The organism is Serratia sp. LACPHL-BACT-2024-00286, assembly GCF_043109535.1.
Classification (GTDB): Bacteria; Pseudomonadota; Gammaproteobacteria; order Enterobacterales; family Enterobacteriaceae; genus Serratia; species Serratia sarumanii.
Genome location: NZ_JBICNA010000002.1, coordinates 381,565 through 397,854, shown reverse-complemented (window position 1 = coordinate 397,854; position 16,290 = coordinate 381,565). Strand labels below are relative to the sequence as shown.

Annotated in this window: 13 protein-coding genes and 1 other annotated feature; of the genes, 11 read left to right on the top strand and 2 right to left on the bottom strand. The window is 62.2% G+C overall.

Going from position 1 to position 16,290, the window contains the following annotated elements; all coding sequences use genetic code 11:
• Positions 1 to 271: 271 nt before the first annotated feature.
• The 11 genes from apt to ACF8MC_RS08410 all read left to right on the top strand — a co-directional run bounded on the left by apt (position 272) and on the right by ACF8MC_RS08410 (position 13,041).
• Positions 272 to 823 (top strand): adenine phosphoribosyltransferase, encoded by a 552-nt coding sequence (gene apt / locus ACF8MC_RS08460; protein WP_015376864.1) that lies wholly within the window; start codon positions 272 to 274, stop codon positions 821 to 823.
• A gap of 92 nt (positions 824 to 915) precedes the next feature.
• Positions 916 to 2,874 carry a DNA polymerase III subunit gamma/tau gene (gene dnaX / locus ACF8MC_RS08455; RefSeq protein WP_164105040.1) on the top strand — a complete coding sequence of 653 codons (1,959 nt, stop codon included), beginning with the start codon at positions 916 to 918 and terminating at the stop codon, positions 2,872 to 2,874.
• Positions 2,207 to 2,271: a sequence feature (DnaX frameshifting element), on the top strand. (Overlaps the previous gene by 65 nt.)
• A 41-nt stretch (positions 2,875 to 2,915) precedes the next feature.
• The gene (locus ACF8MC_RS08450) at positions 2,916 to 3,245 is read left to right on the top strand and encodes a YbaB/EbfC family nucleoid-associated protein (RefSeq protein ID WP_004940264.1); all 330 of its coding nucleotides are present in this window, start codon (positions 2,916 to 2,918) and stop codon (positions 3,243 to 3,245) included.
• Positions 3,245 to 3,850, top strand: coding sequence for a recombination mediator RecR (gene recR / locus ACF8MC_RS08445; RefSeq protein WP_004940263.1), 606 nt, complete (start codon positions 3,245 to 3,247; stop codon positions 3,848 to 3,850). The genes ACF8MC_RS08450 and recR overlap by 1 nt, the downstream gene beginning before the upstream one ends.
• Positions 3,851 to 3,994: 144 nt before the next feature.
• Positions 3,995 to 5,860, top strand: a complete 1,866-nt coding sequence (gene htpG / locus ACF8MC_RS08440; RefSeq protein ID WP_033637352.1) for a molecular chaperone HtpG — start codon at positions 3,995 to 3,997, stop codon at positions 5,858 to 5,860.
• A gap of 202 nt (positions 5,861 to 6,062) precedes the next feature.
• Positions 6,063 to 6,707, top strand: a complete 645-nt coding sequence (gene adk, locus ACF8MC_RS08435; RefSeq protein ID WP_004940261.1) for an adenylate kinase — start codon at positions 6,063 to 6,065, stop codon at positions 6,705 to 6,707.
• A gap of 165 nt (positions 6,708 to 6,872) precedes the next feature.
• Positions 6,873 to 8,006 carry a sugar diacid recognition domain-containing protein gene (locus ACF8MC_RS08430; protein WP_047568979.1) on the top strand — a complete coding sequence of 378 codons (1,134 nt, stop codon included), beginning with the start codon at positions 6,873 to 6,875 and terminating at the stop codon, positions 8,004 to 8,006.
• A gap of 119 nt (positions 8,007 to 8,125) precedes the next feature.
• Positions 8,126 to 9,391: a GntP family permease gene (locus ACF8MC_RS08425; RefSeq protein WP_164105039.1), complete on the top strand. Its 1,266-nt coding sequence runs from the start codon at positions 8,126 to 8,128 to the stop codon at positions 9,389 to 9,391.
• 9 nt (positions 9,392 to 9,400) lie between these two features.
• Entirely contained in the window at positions 9,401 to 10,564 is a 1,164-nt protein-coding gene (locus ACF8MC_RS08420) for a glycerate kinase (RefSeq protein WP_060445686.1), read from the top strand.
• Between the two features lie 119 nt (positions 10,565 to 10,683).
• Positions 10,684 to 11,646 carry a ferrochelatase gene (gene hemH / locus ACF8MC_RS08415; RefSeq protein WP_033637355.1) on the top strand — a complete coding sequence of 321 codons (963 nt, stop codon included), beginning with the start codon at positions 10,684 to 10,686 and terminating at the stop codon, positions 11,644 to 11,646.
• A gap of 90 nt (positions 11,647 to 11,736) precedes the next feature.
• Positions 11,737 to 13,041 (top strand): inosine/guanosine kinase, encoded by a 1,305-nt coding sequence (locus ACF8MC_RS08410; RefSeq protein WP_033647265.1) that lies wholly within the window; start codon positions 11,737 to 11,739, stop codon positions 13,039 to 13,041.
• Positions 13,042 to 13,097: 56 nt separating this feature from the next.
• On the opposite strand, the gene ybaL is transcribed toward ACF8MC_RS08410, so the two are convergent.
• Together ybaL and ACF8MC_RS08400 are read right to left on the bottom strand one after the other, a co-directional pair.
• Positions 13,098 to 14,789 carry a YbaL family putative K(+) efflux transporter gene (gene ybaL / locus ACF8MC_RS08405; protein WP_033637356.1) on the bottom strand — a complete coding sequence of 564 codons (1,692 nt, stop codon included), beginning with the start codon at positions 14,787 to 14,789 and terminating at the stop codon, positions 13,098 to 13,100.
• A gap of 245 nt (positions 14,790 to 15,034) precedes the next feature.
• On the bottom strand, positions 15,035 to 16,255 hold the full coding sequence (locus tag ACF8MC_RS08400; protein WP_060421979.1) for an MFS transporter: 1,221 nt from the start codon (positions 16,253 to 16,255) through the stop codon (positions 15,035 to 15,037).
• Between the last annotated feature and the right edge of the window lie 35 nt (positions 16,256 to 16,290).

The following is a 16,290-nucleotide window of genomic DNA, read 5'->3' as shown; positions in this document are numbered from 1 at the left end:
TTAAACTCCCCAATAGCTTTCAAGCCGCAGCTAGACGACAAACGCAGGCATCCCCGGGAGCTTACTTAGGTAAGTGACCGGGGGGAATGCGTGCAGTCAACAACGCTGCGGGTTGAAAGATGCAGGGGAGAGTTGCATTTGTCCGCCAGTTTGCATAGATTTGGGCGTTTTCGTGCGCGGATCGCCTGCCATTTCATCTCCGGTGTGTTTCACCCGGTGGCGGCGGGTGAGCGGCGCGCCGGTTTTCAGGCAGTTTTATCAGGCAACAATTATGACCGCTACTGCGCAGCAGCTTCAGTTTATTAAAGACAGTATCAAAACCATCCCGGATTATCCGAAGCCGGGCATCCTGTTCCGCGACGTGACCAGCCTGCTGGAAAACCCGTTGGCCTACGCCGCCAGCATCGAGCTGTTGGTTGAGCGCTATCGCGAAGCGGGCGTGACCAAGGTGGTGGGTACCGAAGCGCGTGGTTTCCTGTTCGGCGCGCCCGTCGCGCTGGCGTTGGGCGTCGGTTTCGTGCCGGTGCGCAAACCGGGCAAACTGCCGCGCGCCACGCTCAGCGAAAGCTATGAGCTGGAGTACGGCACCGACAAGCTGGAGATCCACACCGACGCCATCACCGCGGGTGACAAAGTGCTGGTGGTGGACGATCTGCTGGCGACCGGCGGCACCATCGAAGCGACCACCAAACTGATCCGCCGCCTGGGCGGTGAAGTGAACGACGCCGCATTCATCATCAACCTGCCGGATCTGGGCGGGGAAGCGCGTCTGAACAAGCTGGGCATCGACTGCTACTGCCTGGTGGACTTCGCCGGCCATTGATGCGGCATCGCCCCTTGGGCACAACGGCCTCGCGGATCGCCGCGGGGCTGTGTTAGCATGACCCTCCAGATTCCTCGACTTCTCCGGTATTAATGAGCTATCAGGTTCTCGCCCGTAAGTGGCGCCCTCAAACGTTCGCAGACGTGGTCGGCCAGGAACATGTCCTGACCGCGCTGGCCAACGGCCTCTCGCTGGGGCGGATCCATCACGCCTATCTGTTCTCGGGCACGCGCGGCGTGGGGAAAACCACCATCGCGCGCCTGCTGGCCAAAGGCCTGAACTGTGAAACCGGCATCACCGCCACGCCGTGCGGCCAATGCGACAACTGCCGCGAGATCGAGCAGGGGCGCTTCGTCGATCTGATCGAGATCGACGCCGCTTCCCGAACCAAGGTGGAAGATACCCGCGATCTGCTGGACAACGTTCAGTACGCGCCGGCGCGCGGCCGCTTCAAGGTCTACCTGATCGATGAAGTGCACATGCTCTCGCGCCACAGCTTCAACGCGTTGCTCAAGACGCTGGAAGAGCCGCCGCCGCACGTCAAATTCCTGTTGGCCACCACCGATCCGCAAAAGCTGCCGGTGACCATTCTCTCGCGCTGTCTGCAATTCCACCTCAAGGCGCTGGACGTCGATCAGATCCGCCAGCAGCTGGAAACGGTGCTGACGGCGGAGCAGATCACCAGCGACGCCCGCGCGCTGCAGCTGCTGGCGCGCGCCGCCGACGGCAGCATGCGCGATGCGCTGAGCCTGACCGATCAGGCGATCGCCATGGGGCAGGGGCAGGTGACCGCCGCCACCGTCAGCCAGATGCTCGGCACGCTCGATGACGAACAGCCGCTGGCGATCCTCGAAGCGCTGGTCAGCGCCGACGGCGAAAAGGTGATGGCGCAGGTCGCACAGGCCGCTTCGCGCGGCGTGGACTGGGAAAACCTGCTGGTGGAGACGCTGGCGCTGCTGCACCGCATTGCGATGGTGCAGCTGCTGCCTTCGATGCTCGACAATCAGTACGCCGCCGTGGAACAACGGCTGCGCGAGCTGGCGCGCACCCTGCCGCCGGCCGATGTGCAACTTTACTACCAGACGCTGTTGGTCGGCCGCAAAGAGCTGGCCTATGCGCCGGATCGCCGCATGGGGGTTGAGATGACCCTGCTGCGCGCGCTGGCGTTTCACCCGAAAGCGGTGATCCCGGAGCCGGTGGCGTTGGTGCAGACCGCGCCGGCGCCGATGGCGCAGCCGCAGGCCGCCGCATCGCAACAGCCGCCGCAGTTTCAGGACGCGCCGCCGCCGCTAGGGCAGCCGGCCGCGCCGTCGCGGCAATCATCGACCCCATTACCGGATGCCACCGCCCAGCTGTTGAAAGCGCGGTCCCAGCTGCAGCGGCAGCAGGGAGCATCCACACCAAAAAAGAATGAGCCGGCGGCGCCAGGAATAGCGCGGCCGGCAAACTCGGCGCTGGGGCGTTTGGCTTCCGTGACCGAGCGTAGCCAGCAGCGTCTGGCGGAGAAGAAGGTGCCGGAAAAACCGGCCAAGCCGGAAGCCTATCGCTGGCGCGCGCAGACCGAGCCGGAAGCGGCGCCGGAACCGCTGGCGACGCCGAAAGCGTTGCGCACGGCGTTGGAGCACGAGAAAACGCTGGAGCTGGCCGCCAAGCTGGTGGTGGAGTCGCTGGAGCGCGACGCCTGGGCGGCGGAAATCGACAGGCTGAAGATCCCGAAACTGGTGCAGCAGCTGGCGTTGAACGCCTTCAAGCAGCAGCCGGAAGCGGGCAAGATTTGCCTCCATCTGCGGTCTTCGCAGCGTCATCTGAATTCGCCTTCGGCGCAGAAGACGCTGGCCGAAGCGCTCGGCGAGCTGTACGGCAGCCCGATCGAGCTGACCGTGATAGAGGACGATAATCCGGCGGAGCGCACCCCGCTGGAATGGCGACAAGCCATCTATGAAGAAAAGCTGGCGCAGGCGCGCCAGTCCATCGTTGCGGATACCCATATTCAGACGCTGTGCCGGTTCTTCGACGCGGATCTGGATGAAGAGAGTATCCGCCCCCTTTAAACGCCGCGCGAGGTGCGCGGCCCTAGCGACGAGAGACGACTATGTTTGGTAAAGGCGGTCTGGGCAACCTGATGAAGCAAGCCCAGCAAATGCAAGAAAAAATGCAGCAGATGCAGGAAGAAGTCGCCAAATTGGAAGTGACCGGCGAGTCTGGCGCGGGCCTGGTGAAGGTCACCATCAACGGCGCGCACAACTGCCGCCGCGTGGAGATCGATCCTAGCCTGATGGAAGACGACAAAGAGATGCTGGAAGATCTGATCGCCGCCGCGTTCAACGACGCCGCGCGCCGCATCGAAGAGACCCAGAAAGAGAAGATGGCCTCCGTCTCCAGCGGCATGCAGTTGCCGCCTGGCTTCAAGATGCCGTTCTGATGCAAACCAGCCCGCTCCTTGAATCCCTGATGGAGGCGCTGCGCTGCCTGCCGGGCGTCGGCCCGAAATCGGCGCAGCGCATGGCGTTTCAGCTGCTGCAGCGCGATCGCAGCGGCGGCATGCGCCTGGCGCAGGCGTTGACGCGCGCGATGTCGGAAATCGGCCACTGCGCCGACTGCCGCACCTTCACCGAGCAGGACGTCTGCACCATCTGCGCCAATCCGCGCCGTCAGCAAAACGGCCAGATTTGCGTGGTGGAAAGCCCGGCGGATATCCATGCCATCGAGCAGACCGGCCAGTTCGCCGGGCGCTACTTTGTGCTAATGGGGCATCTGTCGCCGCTGGACGGCATCGGGCCGGGCGATATCGGTCTGGATCGCCTGGAGCAACGGCTGGAAAAGGAGAGCATCACCGAAGTGATCCTCGCCACCAACCCGACGGTGGAAGGGGAAGCGACCGCCAACTACATCGCCGAGATGTGCGGCCAGTATGGCGTGCTCGCCAGCCGCATCGCCCACGGCGTGCCGGTGGGCGGCGAGCTGGAGATGGTCGACGGCACTACGCTGTCGCATTCGCTGGCCGGGCGTCACGCCATCAAGTTCTGATGTTTTCCCGGATGGGGCCGTTCGGCCCCGTCATTTTTTTGCCAAAAATCTCCCGCCGTCCGCTTGAAAAACAAGACCCTGACCCTCATCTGATCCTCATTGTTCGATTTTGGTAGCCATTGTCTTTTGAGGTAATCAATGAGTATGAAAGGTCAAGAAACCCGCGGGTTCCAGTCTGAAGTAAAACAGCTGCTTCATTTGATGATCCATTCGCTGTACTCCAACAAAGAAATTTTCCTGCGCGAGCTGATTTCCAACGCCTCTGACGCCGCCGACAAGCTGCGTTTCCGCGCCCTGTCCGCGCCAGAGCTGTACGCCGGCGACGGCGAGCTGCGCGTCCGCTTGTCCTTCGATAAAGAGCAGCGCACCCTGACCATCGCCGACAACGGCATCGGCATGCGCCGCGAAGAAGTGATCGAAAACCTCGGCACCATCGCCAAGTCCGGCACCAAAGCGTTCCTGGAATCCATCGGTTCCGACCAGGCGAAAGACAGCCAGCTGATCGGCCAGTTCGGCGTCGGTTTCTACTCGGCGTTCATCGTGGCGGACAAAGTGACCGTGCGCACCCGCGCCGCCGGCGCCGCCGATGACGAAGGCGTGTTCTGGGAGTCTGCCGGCGAAGGCGACTACACCATCGCCGACATCACCAAAGAGACGCGCGGCACCGAAATCACCCTGCATCTGCGCGAAGGCGAAGATGAGTACCTCGACGCCTGGCGCCTGCGCTCGGTGATCGGCAAATATTCCGATCACATCGCCTTGCCGGTTGAGATCGAAAGCAAAAATGAAGAAGACGACACCGTCACCTGGGAGAAGATCAACAAGGCGCAGGCCCTGTGGACCCGCAGCAAGGCTGACGTGACCGACGAAGAGTACAAAGAATTCTACAAGCACATCGCCCACGACTTCACCGATCCGCTGAGCTGGAGCCACAACCGGGTAGAAGGCAAGCAGGAGTACACCAGCCTGCTGTATATCCCGGCGCAGGCGCCGTGGGACATGTGGAACCGCGATCACAAGCATGGTCTGAAGCTGTACGTGCAGCGCGTGTTCATCATGGACGACGCCGAGCAGTTCATGCCGAACTACCTGCGCTTCGTGCGCGGCCTGATCGACTCCAACGATCTGCCGCTGAACGTGTCGCGCGAGATCCTGCAAGACAGCCGCGTGACGCAAAACCTGCGCGGCGCGTTGACCAAGCGCGTGCTGCAGATGCTGGATAAGCTGGCCAAAGATGACGCCGAAGGCTACCAGAAATTCTGGCAGCAGTTCGGTCTGGTGCTGAAAGAGGGCCCGGCGGAAGACCACGGCAACCAGGAAGCGATCGCCAAGCTGCTGCGCTTTGCCTCCACCCACGGCGACAGCTCGGCGCAGACCGTGTCGCTGGAAGAGTACGTCGGCCGCATGGCGGAAGGGCAGGAGAAGATTTACTACATCACCGCCGACAGCTACGCCGCCGCCAAGAGCAGCCCGCACCTGGAGCTGTTCCGCAAGAAAGGCATCGAAGTGCTGTTGCTGTCCGATCGCATCGACGAGTGGATGATGAGCTATCTGACCGAATTCGACGGCAAGCCGTTCCAGTCGGTTAGCAAAGCGGATGAAACGCTGGATAAACTGGCGGATGAAACCGAAGAGCAGAAGGCCGCCGAGAAGCAGCTGGAGCCGTTCATCGAACGCGTGAAAACCCTGCTGGGCGAGCGGGTGAAGGATGTGCGCCTGACGCACCGCCTGACCGATACGCCGGCGATCGTGGTGACCGACGCCGACGAAATGAGCACCCAGATGGCCAAGCTGTTCGCCGCCGCCGGCCAGCAGGCGCCGGAAGTGAAGTACATTTTCGAGCTTAATCCGGAGCATGCTCTGGTCAAACGCGCATCCGATGTGGGCGATAACGAACATTTCGCCGAATGGATCGACCTGTTATTGGATCAGGCGCTGCTGGCTGAACGCGGCACGCTGGAAGATCCGAACCTGTTCATCCGTCGCATGAACAAGTTGCTGTCCGCCTGAAACTGAAAATATGCGCCCTTAACGGCACCGTTAGGGGCGCATTGCCGATTTTTCCCCGCTTTTTCTCGCCTTTTGCTTGCCCGCTTTTTTGCACATTCCGCAATCGATTTCCTTCGCGCGCCTTGAGCCTGCCCCCCCTGAAATGGTATCGTTGAGCGTTTTCGCAATTTTATAAAAACTACATAGCAAGGGGATTTACGCAATGCGTATCATTCTGCTGGGCGCTCCGGGCGCTGGTAAAGGTACTCAGGCTCAATTCATCATGGAGAAATACGGCATTCCGCAAATCTCCACCGGTGATATGTTGCGCGCAGCCGTGAAGGCCGGCAGTGAACTGGGCAAGCAGGCGAAAGAGATCATGGACGCCGGCAAGCTGGTGACCGATGAGCTGGTGATCGCGCTGGTCAAAGAGCGCATCGCTCAGGAAGATTGCCGCAAGGGCTTCCTGCTGGACGGTTTCCCACGCACCATTCCGCAGGCTGACGCGATGAAAGAAGCCGGCATCAACGTGGACTTCGTGCTGGAGTTCGACGTGCCGGACGAGCTGATCGTTGACCGCATCGTTGGCCGCCGCGTGCACGCGCCGTCCGGCCGCGTATACCACGTGAAGTTCAACCCGCCGCAGGTGGAAGGTAAAGACGACGTGACCGGCGAAGAGCTGACCACGCGCAAGGACGATCAGGAAGAGACCGTGCGCAAGCGCCTGGTGGAATATCATCAGATGACCGCGCCGCTGATCTCTTACTACAGCAAAGAAGCGGCGGCGGGCAACACCCAATACCGCAAAATCGACGGCACCCGCAAGGTGGCCGAAGTGAGCGCAGAGCTGGCGACCATCCTCGGTTGATCGCAAGCACGTTGTGCATGACGCCGGGCCTGTGGCCCGGCGTTTTTTTTTGCCGTTTTCCCGCCAAATTGTGATCGCGGCGGCTTGTTGCGGCCGTGCCCGTTAATCGCCCGCGCCAAATAGCGTATAACAAGCCTGCGTTTTCACCCTCAGCAGGGAGCGGGCATGCTCAGACAAACCAATCTTCTGGCGGAAGCCACCGCGCGCCAGATCGTCCAGCGGGCGATGGGCATCATCAGCCATTCCGTCAACGTGATGGACAGCAACGGCGTGATCATCGCCTCCGGCAACCCGCAGCGCCTGTTCCAGCGCCATGAAGGCGCCGTGCTGGCGCTGGCGGAAAATCGGGTGGTGGAAATCGACCGCGCCACCGCCGAACATCTGAAGGGCGTGCGGCCCGGCATCAACCTGCCGTTCAGCTTTCGCAACCAGCGGGTGGGGGTGATCGGCATCTCCGGCGAACCGGCCGAGGTGCGCGCCTACGCCGAGCTGGTGAAGATGGCGGCGGAGATGATGGTGGAGCAGGCGGCGCTGCTGGATCAGCACCAGTGGGAAAAACGCTACCGGGAAGAGCTGGCGAACCAGCTGCTGCAGCCCCAGCCGAACACCGCGTCGCTGGCGGCGATGGCGGCGTATTTGGGATTGGATCTGCGCCAGGCGCGCATCGTGTGGATCGTCGAGCTGCAAGAGGCGCAGCCGCACCTGCTGCGCGAGCTGCTGGCGGAGCTGGAGGCCACCCAGCGCGACGCGTTGATCGCCATTACCGGCTTCAATGAAATGACCCTGCTGCGACCGGCCTGCATGGTGCAGGGCGAATGGAGCCTGAAGCTGGAGCGCCAACAGGCCCAGCGTGTGCAAAACCAACTCAAACACCGCTTTCGGGTGCGCTTGATCGTCGGCGGTTTTTATGACGATCCGCAAAGCGCCTACCGTTCCAGCCTGACGGCGCGCGCCACTCAGGCGATGGCGCAGCGCCTGAAACTGCGTCACGCCACGCTGTTCTACCACGACTACCCGCTGCCGTCGCTGTTGTGCGATCTGGGGGAGGATTGGCGCGCGCAGGAGCTGGGTCGCCCCTGGCGGACGCTGGGCGAACAGGACGAAAAAGGCGTGCTGCGCGGCACGCTGCGCCACTATTTTTCGCAGAATTGTGATCAGACGCAGACCGCCGCACAGCTGCATATCCACGTCAATACCCTGCGCTATCGCCTGCAGCGTATCGAAGCGATAACTGGCATGAAAATCAACCAATTAACCGACGCTCTGCGGTTATATATCGGCATGCTGATGCACGACTGAGTTGTGCCAACCCACAAATTCCACGCCGTTCCCCCGGCGATTTTTTGTTGTTTCCCCTCAGGCCAACGCCGGGCGCGCGGGATATGTTGGCCTGCACATCAACCACGGAGAAAACAACAATGACAACCGTATCCACTCTGGGGGCGCTGGTGGCGTTAGCCGTCGCCATCGTCCTGATTCTACGCAAGGTGCCGCCGGCTTACGGCATGATCGCCGGCGCGCTGGCGGGCGGGCTGTGCGGCGGCGGCGACCTGGTGCAGACCGTAACGCTGATGATCGGCGGGGCGCAGGGCATCACCAACGCCGTGATGCGCATCCTGGCGGCGGGGGTGCTGGCCGGGGTGCTGATCGAATCCGGCGCGGCGCATACCATCGCCGAAACTATCGTGCGCAAGGTGGGCGAAACCCGCGCGCTGCTGGCGCTGGCGGTGGCTACACTGATCCTGACGGCGGTGGGGGTATTTATCGACGTGGCGGTGATCACCGTCGCACCGATCGCGCTGTCGATAGCCCAAAAGGCCGGCATTTCGCGCGCGGCGATCCTGCTGGCGATGATCGGCGGCGGCAAGGCCGGCAACGTGATGTCGCCCAACCCGAACACCATCGCGGCGGCGGACAATTTCCACGTGCCGCTCACCTCGGTAATGATGGCCGGCATCGTGCCGGGGCTGTGCGGCCTGGTGGTGGCCTATCTGCTGGCGCGTCGCCTGAGCGATAAAGGCAGCAAAGTGATGGCCGAAGAGCTGACTCAGCATGCCGAAGGGGCGCGGCCGGGCTTCGCTGCGGCGATCAGCGCGCCGCTGGTGGCGATCCTGCTGCTGTCGCTGCGGCCGATCGCCGGCATCGCCGTCGATCCGCTGATCGCGCTGCCGGCCGGCGGCTTGGCGGGCGCGCTGCTGATGGGGCGCATCCGCCAGTGCAATCAGTTTATGGTCTCCGGCCTGTCGCGCATGGCGCCGGTGGCGATCATGCTGCTCGGCACCGGCACGCTGGCGGGCATTATCGCCAACTCGGCGCTGAAGGATGTCTTGATTAACGGCTTAACGCACACCGGGCTGCCGGCCTGGCTGCTGGCGCCGCTGTCCGGCGCGCTGATGTCGATGGCGACCGCGTCGACCACCGCTGGCACCGCCGTGGCTTCCGGGGTGTTCAGCTCCACGCTGCTTGAGCTGGGCGTGAGCGGGCTGGCCGGCGCAGCGATGATCCATGCGGGCGCCACGGTGCTGGATCATCTGCCGCACGGCAGCTTCTTCCACGCCACCGGCGGCAGCGTCAATATGGCGGTGCACGAGCGGCTGAAGCTGCTGCCGTACGAAACGCTGGTGGGGTTCACCATTGCGGCAATCTCGGCGCTGATGTTTGGCGTATTTAACCTGGCGGGATAAGGAACAGTGATGAAAACGCTGAAAAAAGTGGTTATTGCCCCGGATTCTTTCAAAGAGAGCCTGAGCGCGCTCGGCGTCGCCGACGCCATCGAGCGGGGGTTCCGCCAAATTTACCCGCAGGCGCACTACGTGAAGCTGCCGATGGCGGACGGCGGCGAAGGCACGGTGGAGTCGATGGTGGCGGCCACCGGCGGTGAAATCGTCCAGGTGACGGTCACCGGGCCGCTGGGGGAGCCGGTGCAGGGGTTCTATGGCCTGCTGGGCGACGGCGAAACCGCGGTGATTGAAATGGCCGCCGCCTCAGGGCTGCACCTGGCGCCGCCCGGCCGGCGCGATCCGCGCATCACCACCAGTTACGGCACCGGCGAACTGATGCTGGCGGCGCTGGAACGCGGCGTGAAGGCGATCATTCTCGGCATCGGCGGCAGCGCCACCAACGACGGCGGCGCCGGGATGATGCAGGCGCTGGGCGTGAAGTTGCTGGATAAGGCACGCCGGCCGCTGCCGGCGGGCGGAGCGGCGCTGGCGCAGCTGGCGCATCTCGATCTCGCCGGGCTGGATGCGCGTTGGCAATGGGTGAGCGTGACCGCCGCCTGCGACGTCGATAACCCGCTGTGCGGCGAAAAGGGCGCCTCGGCGGTGTTCGGGCCGCAGAAGGGAGCGACGCCGGAGATGGTGGCGCAGCTCGATGCGGCGCTGCATCACTATGGCGAGCTGCTGGAACGGGAAACCGGCCGCGCGGTGCTCACCCAGCCAGGGGCGGGCGCGGCGGGCGGCATGGGGGCGGCGCTGCTCGGCATGCTCAACGCGCGCTTGCGGCCGGGCATCGAGATCGTCACCGAAACCCTGCGCCTGGATGAGGCGGTGCGCGATGCCGATCTGGTGATCACCGGGGAAGGCCGGCTGGACAGCCAGTCGATCCACGGCAAAACGCCGATCGGCGTGGCGCGGGTGGCCAAGCGCCACGGCGTGCCGGTGATCGCCATCGCCGGCAGCCTGACGTCGGATTACCAGGTGGTGCATCAACACGGCATCGACGCGGCGTTTTCGGTGCTCGATGGCATCGTGACGCTGGAAGAAGCGCTGGCGGGGGCCGATCGCAATCTGCAGGTGACGGCGCGCAACGTGGCGGCGGTGTGGCGACTGGCGCAAGGTGGAGGCCCGCAGGCATAGCCTGTTGCTGTTATCGGTTTCGATGCACGACTTTTCCGTTACAATAGCCGGCATTAATGGCTGCTGACATCCCGACCCAGAACGGAATGCCGGCCGGAAAGGAAATGAGGGGAACTGAGATGAAGCAAGAGAAACACGGCGTATTGCTGGTGAACCTGGGCACGCCAGATGCGCCGACCTCGTCGGCGGTCAAACGCTATCTGAAGGAATTCCTCAGTGACGATCGCGTGGTCGACACGGCGCCGCTGATCTGGTGGCCGATCCTCAACGGTGCGATCTTGCCGATCCGTTCGCCGCGCGTGGCGAAGCTCTATCAGTCGGTGTGGATGGAAGAAGGCTCGCCGCTGCTGGTGTACAGCCGCCGCCAACAGCGGGCGCTGGCGGCGCGCATGCCGAATACGCCGGTGGAGCTGGGCATGAGCTACGGCTCGCCGAGCCTGGCGGAAGCCATCGACAAGCTGCTGGCGCAGGGCGTGACCAACCTGGTGGTGCTGCCGCTCTATCCGCAATATTCCTGTTCCACCAGCGCGGCGGTATGGGATGGCGTAGCGCGGGTGCTTAAAGGCTATCGCCGCTTGCCTTCTGTGGCCTTCATCCGCGATTACGCCGAACACCCGGCCTACATCGCCGCGCTGCAGCAAAGCGTGGAACGCTCGTTCGCCGAGCATGGCCAGCCGGATCGGTTGGTGCTGTCGTTCCACGGCATCCCCAAACGCTATGCGCGCCTGGGCGACGACTACCCGCAGCGCTGCGAGGATACGCTGCGAGCGCTGAGCGCCACGCTGCCGCTGGCGCCGGAGCGAGTGATGATGACGTACCAATCGCGCTTCGGCCGCGAGCCGTGGCTGACGCCGTACACCGATGAGACCCTGAAGGGGCTGCCGGCGCAGGGCGTGAAGCACATTCAGCTGATTTGCCCGGGTTTCTCGGCGGACTGCCTGGAAACGCTGGAAGAGATCAAGGAGCAGAACCGCGAGATCTTCCTCGAGGCCGGCGGCGAGAAGTTTGAGTATATCTCTGCGTTGAACGACGAGCCGGCGCATATCGATATGATGCAGCAGCTGGTGGCGCAGCGCCTCTAATCATCAATAATCTGTATATTAGAATCATCGTGATCGGGCGGGAATGTGTTAACATTCTCCGCTTGTTAAACCGCCACCACCGCCAATCACATGAAATTTCCTGGTAAACGCAAGTCCAAACACTATTTCCCGGTGAGCGCCCGCGATCCGCTTCTGCAGCAGGCCCAGCCCGAAAGTGAAATCAGCACCTCGTATATCGTCGGCATCGACCAGACGCTGGTGGATATCGAGGCGAAGGTGGACGACGCTTTTGTCCAGCGCTACGGCCTGAGCCTGGGCCACTCTCTGGTGATCGAAGACGACGTCGCCGAGGCGCTGTATCAGGAACTGAATGAAAACAACCTGGTTACCCATCAGTTCGCCGGCGGCACCATCGGCAATACCATGCACAACTATTCGGTGCTGGCGGACGATCGCTCGGTGCTGCTCGGCGTGATGTGCAGCAACGTGAAAATCGGCAGCTACGCCTACCGTTACCTATGCAATACCTCCAGCCGTACCGATCTCAACTATCTGCAGGGCGTAGACGGCGCCATCGGCCGCTGTTTCACGCTGATTGGCGAAAGCGGCGAGCGCACCTTCGCCATCAACCCGGGCCAAATGAACCAGCTGCGCCCGGAAAGCATTCCTGAAGAGGTGATCGCCGGCGCGTCGGCGCTGGTGCTGAGCTCTTATCTGGTGCGCTGCAAGGAAGGGGAGCCGATGAAGGCCGCCACCCTGCAGGCGATCGAATACGCCAAAAAGCACGACGTGCCGGTGGTGTTGACGCTGGGCACCAAGTACGTCATTGCCGACAACCCACAGTGGTGGCGCGACTTCCTGAAGGAAAACGTGACGATTCTGGCGATGAACGAAGACGAAGCGCTGGAGCTGACCGGGCTGAGCGATCCGCTGACCGCCTCGGACATGGCGCTGGAGTGGGTGGATCTGGTGCTGTGCACCGCCGGGCCGAACGGCCTGTATATGGCGGGCTACACCGAAGAGGCCAACAAGCGCCAGACCCAGCACCCGCTGCTGCCGGGGCATATCGCCGAGTTCAACCGCTACGAATTCAGCCGCGCCATGCGCCGCGAACACTGTGAAAATCCGCTGCGCGTTTATTCGCACATCGCGCCGTATATGGGCGGGCCGGAGAAGATCATGAACACCAACGGCGCCGGCGACGGCGCGCTGTCGGCGTTGCTGCACGATATCGCCGCCAACGGCTATCACCGCCACAACGTGCCGAACTCCAGCAAGCACGTGCGCAGCTACCTGACTTACTCCTCCCTGGCGCAGGTGTGCAAATACGCCAACCGCGTCAGCTACCAGGTGTTGAACCAGCATTCGCCGCGCCTCACTCGCGGCCTGCCGGAGCGGGAAGACAGCCTGGAAGAGTCTTACTGGGAGCGTTAACCCGCTGAAAAAGAAAAGGTCCGGCATGCCGGACCTTTTTTTGCGCGCGTGGCGCTTCAGATCGGGCAGCCGCCCATTTTTTCTTCTTCGCTCAGGGTGTCCAGCTGCAGGATGTTCAGCATGCTGTTGGCGATCTCCCGTTCGCCCATCACCACCTGGTTGGCGCCGCGATCGGTGATGTAGGCCACCTCGTCGTCGTAGTGGGCGCGGGCAATGATCTCGATATTCGGCCGCTTGGCGCGCGCCGAGGCGACGATCTCGCCGGCCTCATAGCCGTTGGGGATGGTCAGCAGCAGCCAGCGCGCGCAGTCGAGCCGCGCCAGATCCATCACTTCCGGATTGGCGGCGTTGCCCAGCACCGTCTTGATGCCCTGTTCGCGCAGCGCTTCCACCCGCGGGCGGGAGTTCTCGATCACCACCAGCGGGATGCCCGCTTCGGCCAGTTTGCCGCCCAGCAGGCTGCCGACGCGGCCATAGCCGACCACCAGCGCGTGATTGCACATATCCACCGGGATTTGCTTCTCTTCTTCCACCGCCTCTTCGAGGATTTGGTCTTCGATGGTTTCGGTCTTGGCCAGATAGCGTTCCAGCAGGGTGAACAACAGCGGATTGAGCATGATGGACAGAATGGCGCCGGCCAGCACCAGATTGCGGCCGTGTTCCGACATCATGCCGAGCGCAATGCCGAGGCCCGCCAGAATAAAGGCGAACTCGCCGATTTGCGCCAGGCTGGCGGAAATGGTCAGCGCGGTGCGCTTGGAGTGACCGAACATTTTCACCAGCAGGAACGCGGCGGCGGATTTGCCGAACACGATGATAGCCAGCGTCGCCAGCACCGCCAGCGGTTCGTTAATCACGATCATCGGATCGAACAGCATGCCGACCGAGACGAAGAACAGCACTGCGAATGCGTCGCGCAGCGGCAGGGTGTCGTGCGCCGCGCGGTGGCTCAGTTCGGACTCGTTCAGCACCATGCCGGCGAAGAAAGCGCCCAGCGCGAAGGAGACGTCGAACAGCTTCACCGCGCCGTAGGCGATGCCGAGCGCCAGCGCCAATACCGCCAGGGTGAACAGCTCGCGCGAGCCGGTGCTGGCGGTTTTTGACAGGATCCACGGCACCAGCCGGCGGCCGACCACGATCATCAGCGCGATAAAGGCGATGACCTTACCGATGGTTAGCGCCAGCTCCATCAGCAGCTGGCTGCTGCTGGCGTTGTCGTTGCCCAGCATGTTGCCGAAGGCCGGCAGCAATACCAGCGTCAGCACCATCGCCAAATCTTCGACGATCAGCCAGCCGATGGCGATTTGCCCGCGCTGGCTGTCGATCAGCTGCCGCTCCTCCAGCGCGCGCAGCAGCACCACGGTGCTGGCGGTGGAGAGGCAGAGGCCGAACACCAGGCCGGAGATCAGATCCCAGCCGAGCAGCTTGGACAGCCCCATGCCGAGCAGGGTGGCGACGGCTATTTGCGCTACGGCGCCGGGAATGGCGATAGATTTTACTGCGAGGAGGTCTTTCAAAGAGAAGTGCAGGCCAACACCGAACATCAACAGGATAACGCCGATTTCCGCCAGTTCCGGCGCCAATGAGGTATCGGCGACGAAACCGGGGGTGAACGGGCCGGCGAGCACGCCTGCGGCCAGATACCCCACCAGAGGGGAGATGCGCAGGCGGTTCGCCAGCATGCCGAGGAGGAAGGCGAGTACTAACCCTCCGACGATGGTGGTAATGAGCGGTGTTGAATTATGCATCCATACTCCTTCTGGCTATGCATCGCGGCACGGGAGAAACGCAACAAAGTTACGAAAAGATACATTTAGTTTATTGCATTTGTGCGCGACTTGCTTGGCTAATTTGGCCTTTTTTGTAAAAAGGCAGAGGATTTCACTTGAGGCGCGGCAATGAGGGGGTTTTGTGCCAGATATGGAAAATAACATTGATTTATCCGTAAGATAACCCGGACGAATAAGTAATTTCATCCGGGCTAGTCGCGGGGTTATTGCGGTTTATGCTCCATATTGGGCAGCAGTGCGGTGATAATGCCGATCAGCGGCAGGAAAGCACAGATTTGGTAGACCAGTTCGATACTGGTCAAATCCGCGACATAACCAAGAACTGCCGCGCCTAATCCGCCCATACCGAAAGCAAAACCGAAGAATAAGCCGGAAACCATGCCCACCTTGCCGGGGATCAGCTCCTGGGCGTAGACCAAAATGGCGGAGAACGCCGAGGCGAGAATAACCCCGATAATCACCGTTAAAATGCCGGTCCAATAGAGCGATGCATAAGGTAAAACAAGGGTAAACGGCGCAGCGCCGAGAATAGAGCCCCAAATAACGTATTTTCGCCCTATCTTGTCGCCGAGAGGCCCGCCGATAATAGTGCCTGCCGCCACCGCGAACAGGAAGGCGAACAGGTGAATTTGCGCATTCTGCACCGAAACGCCGAATTTATGTATCAGATAAAAGGTGTAATAGCTGCTGATGCTGGCCAGATAGAAGTATTTAGAGAAAATCAGCACCAGCAGGATGCCCAGCGAGTAGACTACGGTACGTTTTGGCAGCGCTTTCAGCGTTGATGGGCTTTTCGGCTGCCCTTTAGTTGCCCGGTGCTGATGTTGATACCACTTGCTGACCTGCAGCAACACCACGATCGCCAGCAGCGCCGCCAGCGTGAACCAGGCGACGTTACCCTTGCCGTAAGGCGCGATGATCAGCGCCGCCAGCAGCGGGCCGAGCGAGCTGCCGAAGTTGCCGCCGACCTGGAACAGCGACTGCGCCAGGCCGTGCCGCCCGCCGGAGGCCATGCGCGCCACGCGCGAGGATTCCGGGTGGAACACCGATGAGCCGGTGCCCACCAGCGCCGCCGCCAGCAGCACCAGCGGGAAGGTGCTCGCCACCGACAGCAGCAGCAGGCCGGACAGGGTAAAGCCCATGCCGATCGGCAACGAATAAGGCTGCGGGTGTTTATCGGTGTAATAACCAATCAGCGGCTGCAGCAGCGAGGCCGTCAGCTGATAGGTCAGGGTGATCATACCGATCTGCACGAAGCTGAGGTGAAAATCGGCTTGCAGGATCGGGTAAATCGCCAGGATCAGCGATTGGATCATATCGTTGAGCAGGTGGGACACGCTGATGGCGCCGAGGATCGAGAAGGCGGTGCCTTTCACCGCACTGCCCTTGGCGGGCGGCATCGCGCTTTGGCTACTGTCGGTCATATTATTATTAGCCTGATAAGTTGTTGAGCACAGAG

Bases quoted from the DNA above. Each gene is read 5' to 3' on its own strand.
- apt (WP_015376864.1), top strand. From the start codon at position 272: ATGACCGCTACTGCGCAGCAGCTTCAGTTTATTAAAGACAGTATCAAA.
- dnaX (WP_164105040.1), top strand. From the start codon at position 916: ATGAGCTATCAGGTTCTCGCCCGTAAGTGGCGCCCTCAAACGTTCGCA.
- ACF8MC_RS08450 (WP_004940264.1), top strand. From the start codon at position 2,916: ATGTTTGGTAAAGGCGGTCTGGGCAACCTGATGAAGCAAGCCCAGCAA.
- recR (WP_004940263.1), top strand. From the start codon at position 3,245: ATGCAAACCAGCCCGCTCCTTGAATCCCTGATGGAGGCGCTGCGCTGC.
- htpG (WP_033637352.1), top strand. From the start codon at position 3,995: ATGAAAGGTCAAGAAACCCGCGGGTTCCAGTCTGAAGTAAAACAGCTG.
- adk (WP_004940261.1), top strand. From the start codon at position 6,063: ATGCGTATCATTCTGCTGGGCGCTCCGGGCGCTGGTAAAGGTACTCAG.
- ACF8MC_RS08430 (WP_047568979.1), top strand. From the start codon at position 6,873: ATGCTCAGACAAACCAATCTTCTGGCGGAAGCCACCGCGCGCCAGATC.
- ACF8MC_RS08425 (WP_164105039.1), top strand. From the start codon at position 8,126: ATGACAACCGTATCCACTCTGGGGGCGCTGGTGGCGTTAGCCGTCGCC.
- ACF8MC_RS08420 (WP_060445686.1), top strand. From the start codon at position 9,401: ATGAAAACGCTGAAAAAAGTGGTTATTGCCCCGGATTCTTTCAAAGAG.
- hemH (WP_033637355.1), top strand. From the start codon at position 10,684: ATGAAGCAAGAGAAACACGGCGTATTGCTGGTGAACCTGGGCACGCCA.
- ACF8MC_RS08410 (WP_033647265.1), top strand. From the start codon at position 11,737: ATGAAATTTCCTGGTAAACGCAAGTCCAAACACTATTTCCCGGTGAGC.
- ybaL (WP_033637356.1), bottom strand. From the start codon at position 14,789: ATGCATAATTCAACACCGCTCATTACCACCATCGTCGGAGGGTTAGTA.
- ACF8MC_RS08400 (WP_060421979.1), bottom strand. From the start codon at position 16,255: ATGACCGACAGTAGCCAAAGCGCGATGCCGCCCGCCAAGGGCAGTGCG.